The sequence below is a fragment of the Bacillus sp. ILBB4 genome, from assembly GCF_035064545.1.
Lineage (GTDB): Bacteria > Bacillota > Bacilli > Bacillales > Bacillaceae_H > Priestia.
Window position 1 is genome coordinate 462359 of record NZ_JAIQVD010000002.1, and the last position, 17347, is coordinate 479705.

Below are 17347 nucleotides of genomic sequence, written 5' to 3' on the forward strand. Positions count from 1 at the left end.
AAAAAAGCCTCTTCTGTGATTAAGAAGAGGCTTTCGTTGCTCTTCTTATCTCTCAGCTGCTGCTGCAAGAATTAGCACCGTGCTTAACATGCGTTAAGTCGGTTGCCGGGCTTCATCGGGCTAGTCCCTCCACCTACTCTTAATAAGAAAGTTGCTATTTATTTAAATTGAATTCGTAGATTATATACTAAATAAAAAATACCGCTAGGATTTATAGGTTATTAATCTCGTTAACTTCTTACATATTAAGCCAACTCAAAAAGAGTTGTCAATGCGTTTTTAAAATAAATTTAATTTTTTTATTCGAGATACAGCTTCTCTCATGCGCTCTTCATCCGTCAGCAGTCCTACGCGCACATAGCCTTCACCATATGTTCCAAAGCCTACACCAGGCGCAACTACAACGTGCGCTTTTTCAAGAAGTAAATCTGAAAACTGTTCGGAAGTATATCCTTTAGGAACTTTTAGCCATGCAAAAAAGGAGCCTGCTGGAGATGTAACATCCCAACCAATTTCTCGAAGCCCTTGAATAAAGGTATTGCGTCTAGATTCATAGCGCTTAACTAAATCATTCACACATTGTTGAGATTCCAACAGAGCTGCGGCTGCTGCCTCTTGAACCGCCCCAAAGAGACTGACATACATATGATCTTGAAGAAGATTAATAGCTTCTACTACACTTTCATTTCCTACAGCAAATCCAACTCGCCATCCCGCCATGTTATACGTTTTAGAAAGAGTATAAATTTCAATTCCCGTCTCTTTTGCACCGGAAGTCTGTAAAAAGCTGATTGGCTTTTTACCATCAAATCCAATTGCTCCGTAGGCAAAGTCGTGTACCACACAAATATCGTGCTTGGCAGCAAATGCCACGGTGTCTTCAAAAAATTCTGCCGTTGCCACTGCACCAGTAGGATTATTCGGATAGTTTAAAAACATGAGTTTTGCCTGTTCTTTAGCACTTTCACTTATCTCTTCGTATACGGGTAGAAAATGATTTTCAGCCGTGAGCGGCATCACTTCCATCTTTGCCTTTGCAAGCTCTACTCCAGACCAGTAATCAGGATATCCAGGATCCGGAACCAGCACCGTATCTCCAGGGTTTAACAAGCACTGCGGGATTTCAACAAGTCCACCCTTTCCGCCAAATAAAATAGCTACTTCTTTTTCAGGATCCACATCAACGCCATATTCTCGCTTATAAAAAGTCGCCACGGCCTCTTTTAAAAACTGGTGCCCCCGAAATGGAGAATATTTATGATGCATAGGATTAGCACTTGCTTTTTGCAGTGTTTCTACAATATGTGAAGGAGTAGGCTGATCAGGATTTCCCTGCCCTAAGTTAATAACGTCGTGCCCTTGGGCCATTACTTTTCCTACCTTGCCTACAAGTGATGCAAAAAATTGTTTTGGTAAACTTTTTAATAGTTCCGATTGCTCAAATTGTTTCATCATCGCACACCTTCTCAAAAAATTCTTGAAATTCTAGTCACAAATAATATATTGTAATACTCAACTTGTAAAGTTATTTTTTTCAACTACTAAAAAAAGGACGGATGATAAAGTGAGTGTAAAAATTACGTGTTTGCAGCTTGATATTGCGTTTGGAAATCCAACTAAAAACCGAAAATATATCGAACAAAAAATGACGGAAGCCCTGAAAGAAAACCCTGATATCCTTGTGCTTCCGGAGCTATGGGATACAGCTTATGATTTGACCCGGCTAGACGAAATTGCAGATGATGAAGGGCAGCAAGCCAAGCAATTAATCTCTCAGTTTGCTAAAACAAACGAAGTAAATATTGTGGCAGGTTCGATTGCAAAAAAAACAGAGCAAGGCGTCACGAATACGATGTATATTTTTGACCGAAAAGGTCGTGAAGTATCACAATACAGTAAACTGCACTTATTTAAATTAATGGATGAACACCTCTATCTCGAAGCAGGAACAGCAAAAAATCTTTTTACACTTGAACAGTCACTGTGCGCAGGAGTTATTTGTTACGATATTCGTTTTCCAGAGTGGATTCGGGTTCATACTAGCAGCGGAGCAGAAGTCTTGTTTGTTGTCGCTCAGTGGCCGGCTCCAAGACTTGCCCACTGGAAAGCCCTGCTCATTAGCCGTGCAATCGAAAATCAATGCTATGTAATCGCGTGTAATCGTGTAGGCCAAGATCCTAATAACACATTTGCCGGACATTCCTTAGTCATCGATCCGTGGGGAGAAATAATCGCTGAAGCTGGCGATAGCGAAGAACTTTTAAGTGCTGACGTTAACCTGGAACTTGTAAAAGAAATTCGTAAACAAATTCCTGTCTTTACAGATCGCCGCACAGAATTTTATTAATTATGTATTGACAGCCGTTTTTTTGCATGATACGATTCTCACCAGATATCATAAAATATTCAAACAAATCAAAATTGAATAAGTAATCGTACTCTTATCAAGAGTTGGCTGAGGGATTTGGCCCTGTGAAGCCCAGCAACCGACCGTCATTCCATCCTAAGATGGATCACACCCGTAAAACATGTTTTACAAAGGCACGGTGCTAATTCCAACAGAAAGTAATTCTTTCTGGCAGATAAGAGGTTTGAACACTACAATCAAGCCTCTTTCCAACGAAAGAGGCTTTTATATTTTCTAAAATTATAAAAGCCTCCATATATTCTTAAACCTATTAACTTAGTAAACAAATCAGTTTAATAAACTATGGAGGGATTCCGATGTCAACAACAAAAACAGAGAAGTATCAGCCTTTAACAGAAATTTCAGCAATCAAACTTGTGAAAAAGCTAGGTCTTTTTGATGCCACAGAAGCGCTGACTGCCCGTGAAATTGGTGACGGCAACTTAAATCTCGTCTTTCACATCATAAATGATCAAACGAATAAATCCATTATCGTCAAACAAGCACTTCCCTATGCAAAAGTTGTAGGCGAAAGCTGGCCTCTATCATTGAACCGTGCCACAATTGAAAGCAATGCGCTCAAGCAATTTGGTACATTTACGCCAGAACTTGTGCCCGCTGTTTATTACCACGATGAAACGCTTGCTGTTACGGTCATGGAAGATCTGTCTCATTTAACGATTTCTCGCGCCGGACTTATTCAAGGTGAAAGTTATCCTCTGCTCTCACAGCATATCGGTTCTTTTTTAGGACATATTGCGTTCAAAACGTCTGATTTCGCCTTAAAGCCTCAGGATAAAAAAGAAGAAGTTGTTAAGTACAGCAACCCGGACTTATGCAATATTACGGAAGATTTAGTGTTTACAGATCCTTTTTTTGATATTGATACAAATGAATTTGAAAAAGCGCTGCGTCCTGATGTAGAAGAATTGTGGAATGATGGTGATGTAAAGCTACAAGCAGCAAAATTAAAATATAAATTTTTAACAAATGCGCAAACCCTAATCCACGGTGATTTACATACAGGCAGCATCTTTGCTAGCAGTCAAGAAACGAAAGTGATTGATCCAGAGTTTGCTTTTTACGGTCCGTTTGGATTCGATTTAGGGCAATTTGTTGCGAATTTATTTTTAAATGCTCTTTCTCGAGAAACAAATCGCGAACCGTTATTTGCACACATTACGAACACATGGAACGTATTCAAAGATACCTTTACTGCGCTTTGGCATTCTGAAAACACTGAACCTTTCGCTAAAGATGAGCGCTTATTACATGAAATTTTAACGCAAACGTGGCAAGATGCTGTTGGATATGCAGGATGTGAAATCATTCGACGTACGATTGGCTTAGCTCACGTGGCGGACTTAGACGAAATTTCTTCAGAGGAAAGAAAAATTAACGCCAAGCGTACTGCGTTAAAAATTGGACGTTATTTGCTTCTGCACCAACAAGACGTTTCACCAAATGAATTTGAACATTTACTTCGATAACGAATAATGTACACAATGAAAGGATCGGTATCAGCATGACAAATACACTATCACTTCCCCGCTCAGTGGAATGGAATGAATCATATATTACTTTATTAGATCAGCAGCAGCTTCCTGGCAAAGTTGAATATATTAAGCTGCAAACCATTAAAGACGTATGGGATGCTATCACTACCTTGAAAGTACGCGGAGCCCCTGCAATTGGCATTACGGCGGCTTTTGGTCTTGCTCTTTCTGCGCTTAGCTATGACACAGATTCAGTCAAGGAATTTAACAAAAAGCTAGCTCTTGATCAACAGTATTTAGCTAGTTCACGCCCTACTGCCGTCAATTTATTTTGGGCATTGGAGCGCGTAGCGAAAAGCGCTGAATCCGCTTCGTCCGTTAATGAAGCTAAAACAAAAGTTGTTCATGAAGCTATTCAAATTCAAGTAGAAGATGAAGAAACGTGCTACCGAATTGGAGATCATGCTCTTTCTTTATTTAAAAAGAAAGATAAAATCATGACAATATGTAATGCTGGTTCAATTGCTACAGCTTATTATGGAACAGCATTAGCACCTTTTCACTTGTCTAAGCAGCGCGATATTCCGCTTGAAGTATTTGCCTGTGAAACAAGACCCGTTCTTCAAGGTTCTCGCTTAACAGCATGGGAACTTCAGCAGTCGGGAGTGGACGTGACGCTGATTACGGATAATATGGCCGCTCATACAATTAAAACAAAAGGAATTAATGGGATTATTGTAGGTGCTGACCGCATTGCAGCAAATGGCGATACGGCTAACAAAATTGGAACATATGGACTTGCTCTTTTAGCGAAAGCATTCGGTATTCCATTTTACGTAGCAGCGCCGCAGTCCACATTTGATTTATCTATTCAAGACGGCAGCAGCATCCCTATTGAAGAACGTTCACCTAAAGAAGTAACGCACATTGGAGATACACAAATTGCTCCAGACGGAATCTCTGTGTACAACCCAGCTTTTGATGTGACGCCAAGCGAACTGATTACGGCCATTATTACAGAGCATGGAATTATCCATTCTCCGTCTTTTGAATCCATTCAAAAAGTTTTGCTGCAATCTGCTCAATAAAAAAAGCCGCTGCTATGCGGCTTTTTTTGTTGAGCACTGGTTTTCAACTGCATTTGTAACACAATTGTAACAGTACTCTCTTCTTTTTCTACATATATTATAGGGGATTCTTTTTGAATAAGGGGGAGTAAATATGAGTTCAGAGCAAAAAACGGATAAAAACAAAGCGCTGAATCGTAAGCAGCAATATCAGCTATTCGATTTATCCAAAGATGAAGAACTAAATTCCCTCCCTTCTCCTCAACAAATTGACGGTGTTTTTGTGCAAGGAGAAGGCTGGAAATTAGACGGTGAATAGTTATTTCAACTCCAGAGCGCCTTTTGCTACATTTCTTTCAAGCATTAATAGTTTCTCTTTTATATGAGTTTGGGAGCCTGCATAACCTGTTAATGCTCCATTTTTTCCAATCACACGGTGACAAGGTAAAATAATAGGCAGTGGATTTCGACGATTCGCTTGTCCCACAGCCCTTACGGCTTTAGAGCGATTAACAGACTCCGCTACCTCACTGTAAGACCACGTTTGTCCATAAGGTATACCTTTAAGCGTTAACCACACTTCTTTTTGGAAGTCTGTTCCTTTTACATCCAAAGGCAAATCAAATGTTAGCGTGCGCCCTGTAGCATAATCCTGCAGCTGTCTCTTTGCTTCTTTCACATGGTGATAATCCTCATCATGGACAAGTTTTTTAAGCTGCTCGTTATGATCATCGCTATCAAACCAAATATGTTGAACCCCTTTTTCCGAGGCTACAATATAAATTTTTAAATCAGAAAATAAATTCATTTCTCCGTAGTACATATTTTTTATCCTTTCTAATTAAGCTGGAAGAATAACATGAAAAGCTGTGCCTTCTCCTATTTTGCTTTCCACTTCAATTCGCCCTTTATGTTCTTCGATAATTTTATATGAGACCATCAAACCGAGTCCCGTTCCTTTTTCTTTTGTCGTATAAAATGGTTCTCCTAAGCGCTTGATGCGCTCTTCGGGCATTCCGTCTCCTTGATCTCGAATGGAGACCGTCACGTAGTGCGGCTCTGTAGAGTAAACTTCAACAATAATTCTTCCTCCGTTTGACGTGACTTCAATTGCATTTTTAATTACATTTATTAGTACTTGCTTAATCTGGTTCGGCTCGCAGTACACCATTGGCAGCTGAGGAGACACACTTAGTTCAAACTGAATATTTTCTAAAAGCGCTTGAGCATTTAATAAATCAATCGTTTCTTTAACAACCGCAGCTAGATTTTTCTTTTCAAACTTTACGGCCTGTGGCTTAGCGAGTACTAGAAACTCTGTAATAATGGTTTCAATTCTTTTTAATTCAGATTTAATAATATCAAAATAAAGAGAGTGATCTTCTTGAATGCTGCTTTCTAACAGCTGAACAAACCCTTTTAAAGCCGTCATCGGGTTGCGGATTTCATGCGCAATCCCAGCTGCTAACTGTCCGACTACTTGAAGCGTATCCGATTTCCGAATCTGCTCTTGCATTTGATTTCGTTCCGTTACGTCTCTTAAAAGCGTCATATATAGACCTGGCAAGATATCTTTTTTCGTAGAAAATTCGATATTTTTAACTTTTTCGTTCCCCGTAACGTACGTAATCTCTCCTTCAGCTTCCCCTTTTTGCTCAATCGTTTCTTTATGCTCAATGACCACATCTAAATTCGCTGAAGAAATAAAATCCTCCATGGAGTGGGCACAAATCTCCTCTTTGCTGAGTTCTAGAATATCACAAAGAGAAGAATTTACATCAATAATATTTCGCTTGCCGTCCCATAAAACTAACCCATCGATCGAACCATTAAAAATCTGTCTGAATTTCTCTTCGTTATTCCGAAGCTCCTGTTCGATTTTTGTACGTTCACTGATGTTTCGAAAAATCGTTAAATGGTCTCCTTCTATAATGCCTTTTTTCCCTGTGAATTCCAACTGTTTGATTTCTCCATTTGGCATGTAAAAAGGAAGCTGATTGCGAATTTCTCCTTTTGTTTGAAACGTTTGGAGCACCTTTAACGCACTAAAGCTTTTTGTATCGATAAACGTATACAAATTGCTTCCAATTAATTTGTTTAACGGCAGCTCAAATGTACGCGAAGAAGCAAGATTAGCGTTCAAGATTTCACCATCGTCTCTCCAAATCAAGATCGCTTCAATCGCATTTTCAAAAATAGCCCTGAAATTTTTTTCGCTTCTCAACAGCTGCTGCTCCATCAGCCGTTTTTCCGTCACGTCTCTCATAATGGACATATAGTATTGACTGTATATATTAGCCGTTGTGGTAAATTCAAAAAAAGTAACGTCTCCATTTTCGAGCCTGATCGGTAGCTCACCGCTTGTCTTTCCTTCTTGATGCAGAGTTCTCCATAATTTTTTCACCTTATAATGATAAGTAGGTTCTACAAGCTCTTCTAATGTTTTGGTTAGAAGCTGTGCTCTTGTATAATTTAATCGTTCGCAAAATGAAGGGTTCGCGTCGATAAGCTGACCGGTTCGATCAAAAATGACAATTCCGTCTACCGCTTCATTAAATACATCCATAAACATATGATGACTAATAAACCGTTCATTTTCCATCATTTTGTGCTGCGTAATATCTCGAAATGTACACACAATAATGCCCGACATGTGACTATGTTTGTGTGAAGTAAATTCAACATGTTTCATCATGCCGCTTCGAAGCGTCATCGCGCCTTCATATTTAAAATAGCTTTCTTCTAAGAGTGCAGGATAATACGCTTCAATCATGTCATACGGAAAATACATCAGAAAATCTTTCATTTGATGCGTTAATAGCTCATCCTTTGTTTTTTCAAACAGCCCGCAGGCTGATTCATTTGCATTTATAACTTGAAAATACTCATCAAATACGACAATGGCATCTAATACGTCATTAAAAATAGCTCGTAGCTGCTGTAATTCACCTTGCTGCTTTTGCGCAGCTTCAGATGTTAATTCTCTATGTGGTGACATGCTCATTGCTCCTTTCTTTTGCACTTCCCATTTCCCCACCTTTTATCTATAGACTTAGTATTCTACAAGATTTGCTTTTTACCTTTTTAAAATTAGGCACGTTTATTCAAAATGCGACATTTCTTCACATTATCCCGCTATTTAGAAAGAAAGTATGAATAAAAGAGGCTGGGACATAACTACACCAATCTAATTTAAAAACGAACAAATTGGATAAGCGCCCTAGTATAGATCAATTGTTACACCGCCGTTGATTTCTGTGCAAGGCTTCTCTTTCCGCGGGCGGCGGCTGAGCCTCCTCGTCGCTTGCCCTCCAATCAACTGTTAGAAGGAACGAAACAGATAAAACCTACGCTCAACATAACAAAGAAAACGAACCATTAATCAAACACGTTGATTAATGGTTCGTTTTTCACTTGGGCTAAAATACTTTTGTCCCGGCCTCATCGATCATTCACTACAATATAAGTTGCTTGAATAGGCCCATGCACACCAACTACTAAATTCATTTCAATATCAGCTGAATTACTCGGTCCCGTAATAAAGTTAATGCAAGAAGCAATCGTTTCTCCTCGCTCTACTTTTTCATGAATCATTTCAGCGGCTTGTGTCATGCGAGGAACAATTGAGCTTTGAGGTATGATTGCAATATAAGTGGCGGGCAGCAAGCTTACCGCTCGTCCCTTTGCAGCGCTGCTGAACAAAACAACTGTTCCAGATTCCGCTAGCGTCAAATCACTGAACGTGATGCCGACGTTTGCTTGTTCAGCTAGTTTAACATTCTCATCGCCTTTTACTGAATTCCATACGTGAAGGTTACGGTTTGTTTCCCATTTCTCCATCAGCGGATTCAATCCATATTCGGAAAACCTGGGATCATTCCACGTGCAGACAAGACCATTTCCATAGTTCGCTACGGCTTCCTCAAGGGCATCTGGTAAGTGTTGTGATGAGGTTTCTACATAGCGAGTATGAATACGTTCGCAATGGTTTTCAAGCTCTTTCTTTAATTGATCCGGCGAATAGTTGCGGTAGACCTCATGCTGAGGAGCATGCTTCCATTGTGGCTTTACTACACCGCCTGTTCGCCTGCTTCGCTTAAGATTAGCAGCAACATTGTCTAAAAAACTGTCTCTATTTTGAATGCTTCCGTTCATCATCATCACTCCTTTTATCAAACCAATCTCGTAAGCGCTCTTTTGTAGGCGCTGGAAACTCTCTGCTTTCCGTCCACGCTTTTAATGGACCAGGCCCTTTGGAAATACTACTTCCTGACATAAAAGGAGTAAGAGCTGCCGGTGCTACTTTAGCGCCCACTGTATATAGAGAAGAAGAAGCTGCTCCCAAGCCAAATGCTTTCATCGCCAGCTTTTCCGAAATAGGTGCTTTTCCTTCTTTTTCAACAATTCGCTGACGATGCTTGTGCAATAGCTCATGCAGCGGAATTTTGACCGGACAGGCATCTGTACAGGCTGCGCATAGCGTTGAGGCATATGGAAGCTCTTTGTAGTCTTCATAGCCTCCAAGTAAAGGAGATAATACAGCTCCAATCGGCCCTGAATAAATAGATCCATATGAATGTCCTCCAATATGGCGATACACGGGACATACATTCACACATGCCGCACAGCGAATACACTGTAAAACAGATTGAAACTCAGTTCCTAAAATCGCAGATCGTCCGTTATCTACAATCACTAGGTGAAATTCTTCCGGTCCGTCTACTTCCCCTGGAAGTCTAGGTCCCGTAAGTGCCGTTACGTAGCTTGTAAGCCGCTGACCTACTGCACTTCTAGTTAACAGACTTACCAACACTTCAAACTCTTCAAATGTTGGCACAATTCGTTCCATTCCCATAACCGTAATTTGCGTTTTAGGAAGGGCGGTCGTTAGCCTTGCATTTCCTTCATTGGTAACAAGTGAAATAGATCCAGATTCTGCAATCGCAAAATTACATCCTGTAATGCCAATATCTGCTGATAAAAATTCTTTTCTCAGCATTTCCCGGGCATGAAGAGCTAGTTCTTCAGGTTTTTCTGTCTTTTTATAAGAAAGCTTTTCCTGAAATACATCTCTAATTTGTTCTTTATTTTTATGAAGCGCAGGAGCTACGATATGAGAAGGCGGATCGTGATCATCTACTTGCAGGATATATTCTCCTAAGTCCGTTTCAATAACTTCACAGCCTAGTTCTTCTAAAGCAGCGTTCATATGAATTTCTTCTGTAACCATTGACTTGGATTTAACCACTTTCTTTGCCTGTTTTTTCCTCGCTACATTTTTTATGTACTCATTCGCTTCTTCAGCTGTTTGAGCGAAAAAAACGTGGCCTCCGCGTTTAGCTACATTATCAGTGAGCTGCTCTAAATAGTAATCTAAATTTTCAAGCGTATGCTGACGAATTTCTTCGCCAAGCGCTCTCCATTCTTCCCAGTTTCCTAGCTCTTCTGCCGCATCTAATCTACGGCTTCTTAAGCGCTCTTGAGCACTTGAAACTGCAAAGCGCATAAACGCATTATTGACTCCATCATCGACGCGTTTTTTAAACTGATCATTTCCTATTTTCATAGACATTCGGTATTCTCCTTTCTTTACATTCTGCTATTTAATACTTCAGCGATATGCATCACTTTTACAGGCTGTCCTTTTCGTTCAATTCTTCCTCCAATATTCATAAGACAGCCGCAGTCAGCTCCAATTAAGTACTCTGCGTTTGTCTTAGCTATACAGCCTACTTTTTCATCGACCATTTGTTCAGAGATTTGCCCCATTTTAACCGAAAACGTCCCGCCGAATCCGCAGCAGTTATGACTGTTTTCAAGGTTCTCCATTTCAAGACCCTTTACATTGTTTAATAGTGTAAAAGGTTCTTTTTTTACGTTTAGCAAACGCGTCATATGACAGGAAGAATGATAAGTGGCTTTCCCATTTAAGCTGGCTCCTACATCTTCCACTTTTAAAACGTTTACAATAAAATCTGTTAGCTCATACGTTTTATCAGCAAGCTTCACGGCAGGTTCATACCATGCAACATCACCTTTAAAAAGATGGGGATACTCTTTGAACATTGTCACGCACGAGCCAGATGGAGATATAACGTACTCTGCATGTTCAAACGCTTTTATCATGTTTTTCATCGCTTCTTTTGATTCTTTTACATAACCGCTGTTATACGCAGGCTGCCCGCAGCAAACTTGACTCTTTGGAAAATCCACTTCGCAGCCTAATCGTTCTAATAATTCTACCGTCGCTTTTCCTACATTTGTTTGAAACATATCAATCAAACATGTGGCAAATAAAGATACTTTCATCATTTGCTCCCTCCAAGCTGATCATTTTACTTCTTTTTAGTTAACAGGTCATCAGATGACTTAATGCTATTATACTCCTATGTTTTTCTAATTTCACTAGTTTTTCGAAAATACCTTTCTTTGTTTGCTATCTTTTTTTCATAAAAATAAGAAATTGGGATACGTGAAACCTACGTTTGCCATAACATTAAAAAAATCCGAACGGTGAAGATTCTCTATCAAGAATCTTCACCGTTCGGATCTTCCTTCAACTAAACTACTTTTGTCTTAGCTTCTTACTTATTTATTTCCAAAAATCATCAAATACTGTGATTGGCAATTGGCGTTTATGCTGCGTTTTTAAGAAGTGACCTTCAATGACGTTACTTGCATGTTCACCTACATCTTTGCCTTCTAAATAATCGTCGATTTGCTCATACGTTACGCCAAGCGCTTCTTCATCCGGAAGCTGTGGACGATCTTCTTCCAAATCAGCCGTTGGTTTTTTCATATATAGATGCTCGGGACAGCCTAATTCTTTTAGCATTTGTTTTCCTTGTCGCTTGTTCAGACGGAAGATAGGGACTAAGTCAGCTCCTCCGTCACCGAATTTTGTATAAAATCCTGTAACAGCTTCAGCAGAGTGATCCGTTCCGAGTACGACTCCACTGTACATGCCCGCTACCGTATATTGCGCAATCATTCGTTCACGTGCTTTTACATTTCCTTTGTTGAAGTCGGAAACTTTATCATCTGCCGCTTCTTCAACAGCAGAAAGCATAGCATCTACTGCTGGTTTTACGTTAATAGAAATAGATTTTGTTGGTTGAATAAAAGCAAGTGCATCTTGACAGTCTGCTTCATCTGCCTGCACACCGTATGGAAGACGAACAGCAATAAACTGATAGCGCTCTTCTCCGGCCTCTTCATTCAACTCATTAACCGCTAGCTGCGCCAGCTTTCCAGTTAACGTAGAATCTTGGCCGCCGGAAATACCTAGTACAAACGAACGTAAAAAAGGATATTTGTTCATGTAGGATTTCAGAAAATCAACGCTGCGGCGAATTTCTTCCACGGGATTAATTTCTTTTTGGACGTGCATTTCTTCAATAATTTGCTTTTGTAGCTCTTTCATAAAAAAACTCTCCTCTCATTACTAGCTGACGGAATCTACACAAGTACGGTATCAGATAGTAACTTGCTTCTAGTCTCTTCAATATTTTGCATTTTGTTATCCCAGCAGTTTGTACTCAAGTCTACCGGATACTCTGTAGGACGGAATACATCTTCGTTCGATTTTGTAATGACTTTGTAGTCATCCCATAGATGCTTTAAGTTCTGTAAGCAGTAGGCTCTCATTTCTTCAATGGTAGGCTGCTCGTACACAAGCTTGCCGTCTGTAAAGATTGGCTGGTGAATTTTACGTGCGTTAAAGTTCGTGACAAACTTGCTGACGTGCGTATGAATCGGATGAAACATTTTTAAATGCTGCTCTTCGTTCGGCACTTCGTCCTGCATCGTAATATAATCGCCTTCCCATTTGTGGTTCACTTGATTTACAATTCGATATACTTCTTTTAGGCCGGGAGTTGAAATTTTCTCCGGATTCTCTGACAGTTTAATCGTATCCACCATGTTTCCATGATCATCTTCAATCGAAACCAGCTTGTACACCGCTCCTAGCGCAGGCTGATCAAAAGATGTCATGAGTTTTGTTCCAACTCCCCATCCATCAATTTTGGCACCTTGCGCTTTCAAATCTAGAATGCTGTACTCATCGAGATCATTCGAAGCAAAAATTTTCACATCATGATAGCCGGCTTCATCAAGCATTTTTCTTGCCTCTTGAGAAAGATATGGAAGTCTTCCGCTATCTAATCGAATACCGATAAAATTAATGCGATCTCCCATTTCTTTTGCTACTTTAATAGCATTGGGAATACCTGATTTTAACGTATTATATGTATCTACTAAAAAGATACAGTTACGGTGTGATTCCGCATACTTTTTAAACGCGCTGTACTCATCACGATAGACTTGAACAAGCGCGTGAGCATGAGTGCCGGACACAGGAATTCCAAATACTTTCCCCGCTCTTACATTACTGGTTGCATCAAAGCCTCCAATATAAGCAGCTCTTGCCCCGTAAAATGCAGCATCCATCTCGTGTGCTCTTCTTGAACCAAATTCCATAAGCTGATTCGTACCCGTATGCTCATATAAATTATCTTCTCCCGCGGCTAGGCGAATACGCGATGCTTTTGTCGCAATCAGCGGGTGGAAATTTAAAATATTTAAAAGCGGCGTTTCAATAAGCTGCGCTTCCGCTAAAGGAGCGTCAATCTGCAGAATTGGTTCGTTAGCAAAAATCATTTCGCCTTCTACAACCGAACGAACATTACCGCTAAAGCGAACTTGCTTTAAATAGTCGATAAACTCCGCTTCATAATGCAATTCTTCATATAAATAATCTAAGTCCGTTTCGCTAAACCTGAAATTAGCAATAAAATCAATTACTCTTTCTAGCCCGGCAAACACAGCATAACCGCTTTCAAACGGCATCCGACGAAAGTAAGCTTCGAATACAGAACGGCGTTTATGAATATGGTCTTTAAAATACGTATGTGCCATATTCAGTTCATATAAATCTGTATGCAAAGCTAAACTATCATCTCTATATTGCTTTTTCATACTTTGTAACCCTCCATTTGACAATCCTAGTTTCTATTATGTAAATCTTTTCACAATAGAGCAAGCATAAATTATCAGAAGGTGCTTGAATTTTAGTTTTTCTGTTATTTGGTGCACACTTTTCTACCTGAAATGGCATTATTTCTCTTCGGGTATGTATTTCATTAACACATGTTCAACATTATCAAGATGACTCATCATAAAATGCTGAGCGTCTTCTGCATGCTGAGAAAGAATAGCTTCATAAATTTGCTGATGCTCTTTATAAATCCGTTCAGCCGTTTTCTCTTTTGCATAAAGCCAGATGCGTCTTGTCTCTTTCATCGTTTCAATCATCATTTCTGATACGTTATTCATAAGCTTCACTAAAAGAGGGTTTTGCGAGGCTTTGGCAATGGCTAAATGAAAAGCAAAATCTGCTTTCTCTCCCAGCTCTTCATTGCCAAACGCTCCTTTCATTTGTTCCAGACTATCGGACAGCTGCTTGAGGTCCGCATCTGTTCTCTTTTGAGCTGCAGCACGAACAGCCCCAATTTCTAATACCTTTCTCACTTCAAGCAAATGTTCAATATCATTTTTATTCATTAATACAGCGCTAGTTACAGGCAGAGACAGCATATCGGAGTTAAACTCTCGTACAAATGTGCCTTCCCCCTGCTTCATCTCGAGCAGCCCCATCGCCCGCAAAGCACTAAGAGCTTCACGAATAGCTGAGCGCCCTACCTGAAAGTTTTCCGCCAGCTGCTGCACTGAATCCAAACGGTCACCAGGCTTTAAACTGCCTTCTTTTATATTCTCAAGAAGCGTTTCGGCTACTTCTTCGTATATTTTTTTTGGCTTAATTCGCTTATATTCCACGTTTTCCACCTCATTTTTTTCGTTCACCAAGGTTTACATTAACCGAGACTTTTTCTTCTTTTACGTTTCTGTTACATTTTACCGAAATCCTTTCCCCTCCACAACAAAAGTGGCAAGGTATTTATACTTTATTTCTCAAATGTGCTAAAATAGTAAATTGATTTCATATTACGAGTTAAAAGGAGCTTTTTGAATGAACATTGTTGTCAGTACATTGAATGCGAAGTATATCCATACTTCTTTAGCCCTTCGATGTTTAAAAGCCTATGCCGAGCCTGACTATAAAGTGGATATGGCCGAATATACGATTAAAGATCCTGCTATGAACATTGTCACGGATTTATATAAACGCAACCCAGATATTATTGGTTTCAGCTGTTACATTTGGAATATTGAAGAAACGATTAAAGTCGCACAAATGCTAAAAAAGATCAATCCCGAGCTCATCATTATATTCGGTGGACCAGAAGTAACCTATGATGTAACTCACTGGCTAGAGCGCATTCCTGAAGCTGACTTTATCGCTATTGGTGAAGGAGAAGAAACATTCAAGCAGCTGTTGGACGAACTTCACGGAGAGCGCCAGTTTGAAAACGTAAGCGGCGTGGCTTTCCGAAAAGAAGGCAAACCAGTTGTAAACCCGCAGCGCAATAAAATTGACCTGCGCGAAATGCCTTCTCCTTTCCGTTTTGAAGAAGACCGCCAAGAACTTTCAAAACGCGTTGTGTATATTGAAACAAGCCGCGGCTGTCCGTTTAGCTGTCAGTTCTGTCTCTCTTCTATTGAAGTAGGCGTTCGTTATTTCGATAGAGAAAAAGTAAAAGAGGATATTCGCTATTTGATGGATAACGGAGCGCGCACCATTAAGTTCGTAGACCGCACGTTCAACATCAGCCGCAGCTACGCCATGGAAATGTTCCAATTTTTAATTGATGAACACCGTGAAGGTACGGTATTTCAGTTTGAAATTACGGCCGATATTATGCGCCCTGAAGTCATTCAGTTCTTAAACGACAATGCGCCAAAAGGATTATTCCGCTTTGAAATTGGCGTGCAGTCTACAAATGATGCCGTTAATGAATTAGTTAAACGCAAACAAAACTTCAAAAAATTAACCCGTACCGTAACGATGGTAAAAGAAGGCGGAAAGATCGACCAGCATTTAGATTTGATTGCGGGACTTCCAGATGAAGATTATAACTCATTTAAAAATACGTTTAATGATGTATTTGCACTTCGTCCTGAAGAGCTTCAGCTGGGCTTTTTAAAAATGCTTCGCGGCACCGGCTTACGCTTAAGTGCATCTCGCTATAATTATCAATACATGGATCAATCGCCTTATGAAATTTTAAGCAATAATGTCTTGCCATTTTCAGATGTCGTACGTATCAAACATGTAGAAGATATTTTAGAAAAGTTTTGGAATGACCATCGAATGGATGAAACAATAGAGTTTTTAGTAGAGCACTGCTACGATACACCTTTTGATTTCTTCCAAAACTTCGGGACGTATTGGGATGAAATGGGCTGGGTTCGAATCGGCCATCAGCTTGAAGATTTATTCAGACGTCTTAGACAGTATATTGAAACGGAGAATTTTTCAAATGAAGAAATGATTGAAGGGTTTATGAAAATTGATTATTTACAAAACCAAAAGCATAAGCCTCGTAAACCTTGGTGGGACGATAAAGTAGAAAAACAAGTCCGCTCTCATTACTATCAGCAAATGCTTGCTAATCCTTCTATTATGGGACAGGCTTTTGAAGCTGAACAGCTTGCTGAAAAAGAATTATACAAGCACACCGTTTTAGAAATTCTTCCATTTGATTATATGTATTATAAACAAACGGGAAAAATAAATGAACAACCATCTGTTCTTCTTGCTTATTATGATCAAAAAGCAAATGATACAAAACTTTATTCAGCACCTGTAGAGGCATTTGGCCTTCCAGTTGTAAGCTAAAACCTCGGATACCCGAGGTTTTTTTCTTTAACATTCTTTTTTCTTTTTTTGCTCTTTATCAGACTTTGTCTTTCCTAAGGATTCATATATTTTAGCTGCGTTGGGATCGCCCATTTCCGCTCCGAACTCTTCTTGCAGTAACTGTTTTTGCTTTGCTTCAGTGCTTGCGATATGCTTATTATTTTGTTTATGTTTGCTCATCGTTACTTACCTTGCTTTCCTTTTTTTGAATTGCGATTCGCGCCTTTAGCCGGCTCCTCGCCGCCAGCATATTCAGCAGCAAATTCTGCATCTGAAAGGCTCTCTTTTGGTGTATTATTGTTAGTCAATGCTGATTTGTACCCTACTTTACGCTTTGCCATCATATATCCCTCCTATGCTTGGAAGTCCATTGAACTTCCTTTTCTTAGAATACACTTTCTGATGCGTAATATAAGCAGAAAAAGCTGTAAAAAAGCGGTTGAAACATAACGAAATCATTTTACTCTAAATACGAACAAATGAGATAAATGGGTTGCCCCTCTTGTGACCCAGCTACATGAAACCTGCGTTCACCATCATAATAAAAAAATCCGAA

General features: G+C 39.7%; 16 protein-coding genes and 2 riboswitches. Of the genes, 5 read left to right on the forward strand and 11 right to left on the reverse strand.

Annotation, left to right across the window (positions count from 1 at the left end):
• Positions 1-42 precede the first annotated feature (42 nt).
• A riboswitch (SAM riboswitch) is annotated at positions 43-149 on the reverse strand.
• A gap of 130 nt (positions 150-279) precedes the next feature.
• Positions 280-1452 carry a pyridoxal phosphate-dependent aminotransferase gene (locus LAV82_RS08615; RefSeq protein WP_053487010.1) on the reverse strand — a complete coding sequence of 391 codons (1173 nt, stop codon included), beginning with the start codon at positions 1450-1452 and terminating at the stop codon, positions 280-282.
• A gap of 112 nt (positions 1453-1564) precedes the next feature.
• On the opposite strand from LAV82_RS08615, the gene LAV82_RS08620 reads away from it, so the two are divergent.
• From LAV82_RS08620 to LAV82_RS08635, 4 genes are all read left to right on the forward strand, one after another.
• Complete coding sequence (locus LAV82_RS08620) at positions 1565-2347, forward strand: carbon-nitrogen family hydrolase (RefSeq protein ID WP_013055956.1); 783 nt, start codon at positions 1565-1567, stop codon at positions 2345-2347.
• A 91-nt stretch (positions 2348-2438) separates the two neighbouring features.
• A riboswitch (SAM riboswitch) is annotated at positions 2439-2589 on the forward strand.
• Positions 2590-2724: 135 nt separating this feature from the next.
• Positions 2725-3897: an S-methyl-5-thioribose kinase gene (gene mtnK, locus LAV82_RS08625; protein ID WP_211078188.1), complete on the forward strand. Its 1173-nt coding sequence runs from the start codon at positions 2725-2727 to the stop codon at positions 3895-3897.
• Positions 3898-3932: 35 nt separating this feature from the next.
• A complete protein-coding gene (gene mtnA, locus LAV82_RS08630; protein WP_013055954.1) occupies positions 3933-4991 on the forward strand; it encodes an S-methyl-5-thioribose-1-phosphate isomerase in 1059 nt (352 codons plus the stop codon).
• A gap of 133 nt (positions 4992-5124) precedes the next feature.
• Complete coding sequence (locus tag LAV82_RS08635; protein ID WP_013055953.1) at positions 5125-5289, forward strand: hypothetical protein; 165 nt, start codon at positions 5125-5127, stop codon at positions 5287-5289.
• Here LAV82_RS08635 and LAV82_RS08640 read toward each other — a convergent pair whose 3' ends face one another.
• The 8 genes from LAV82_RS08640 to LAV82_RS08675 all read right to left on the reverse strand — a co-directional run bounded on the left by LAV82_RS08640 (position 5290) and on the right by LAV82_RS08675 (position 14807).
• Positions 5290-5793: a methylated-DNA--[protein]-cysteine S-methyltransferase gene (locus tag LAV82_RS08640; protein ID WP_029325075.1), complete on the reverse strand. Its 504-nt coding sequence runs from the start codon at positions 5791-5793 to the stop codon at positions 5290-5292. It abuts the gene before it with no gap.
• A gap of 18 nt (positions 5794-5811) precedes the next feature.
• Complete coding sequence (locus tag LAV82_RS08645; protein WP_029325074.1) at positions 5812-7992, reverse strand: PAS domain-containing sensor histidine kinase; 2181 nt, start codon at positions 7990-7992, stop codon at positions 5812-5814.
• 419 nt (positions 7993-8411) lie between these two features.
• Positions 8412-9128: a LutC/YkgG family protein gene (locus LAV82_RS08650; protein ID WP_041816513.1), complete on the reverse strand. Its 717-nt coding sequence runs from the start codon at positions 9126-9128 to the stop codon at positions 8412-8414.
• Positions 9103-10542, reverse strand: coding sequence for a LutB/LldF family L-lactate oxidation iron-sulfur protein (locus LAV82_RS08655; RefSeq protein ID WP_013055949.1), 1440 nt, complete (start codon positions 10540-10542; stop codon positions 9103-9105). The genes LAV82_RS08650 and LAV82_RS08655 overlap by 26 nt, the downstream gene beginning before the upstream one ends.
• A 17-nt stretch (positions 10543-10559) precedes the next feature.
• Positions 10560-11279: a (Fe-S)-binding protein gene (locus LAV82_RS08660; protein ID WP_211078258.1), complete on the reverse strand. Its 720-nt coding sequence runs from the start codon at positions 11277-11279 to the stop codon at positions 10560-10562.
• Positions 11280-11562: 283 nt separating this feature from the next.
• Positions 11563-12393 carry an NAD(+) synthase gene (nadE, locus tag LAV82_RS08665; protein ID WP_013082209.1) on the reverse strand — a complete coding sequence of 277 codons (831 nt, stop codon included), beginning with the start codon at positions 12391-12393 and terminating at the stop codon, positions 11563-11565.
• Between the two features lie 35 nt (positions 12394-12428).
• Positions 12429-13949, reverse strand: a complete 1521-nt coding sequence (locus tag LAV82_RS08670) for a nicotinate phosphoribosyltransferase (RefSeq protein ID WP_499715888.1) — start codon at positions 13947-13949, stop codon at positions 12429-12431.
• 138 nt (positions 13950-14087) lie between these two features.
• Complete coding sequence (locus LAV82_RS08675) at positions 14088-14807, reverse strand: FadR/GntR family transcriptional regulator (protein ID WP_499715890.1); 720 nt, start codon at positions 14805-14807, stop codon at positions 14088-14090.
• Between the two features lie 193 nt (positions 14808-15000).
• On the opposite strand from LAV82_RS08675, the gene LAV82_RS08680 reads away from it, so the two are divergent.
• A complete protein-coding gene (locus tag LAV82_RS08680; RefSeq protein ID WP_499715891.1) occupies positions 15001-16770 on the forward strand; it encodes a B12-binding domain-containing radical SAM protein in 1770 nt (589 codons plus the stop codon).
• Positions 16771-16797: 27 nt separating this feature from the next.
• On the opposite strand, the gene ykzE is transcribed toward LAV82_RS08680, so the two are convergent.
• A complete protein-coding gene (ykzE, locus tag LAV82_RS08685; protein WP_013055943.1) occupies positions 16798-16971 on the reverse strand; it encodes a protein YkzE in 174 nt (57 codons plus the stop codon).
• A 2-nt stretch (positions 16972-16973) separates the two neighbouring features.
• A complete protein-coding gene (gene ykzP / locus LAV82_RS08690; RefSeq protein WP_013055942.1) occupies positions 16974-17135 on the reverse strand; it encodes a protein YkzP in 162 nt (53 codons plus the stop codon).
• Positions 17136-17347: the final 212 nt, after the last annotated feature.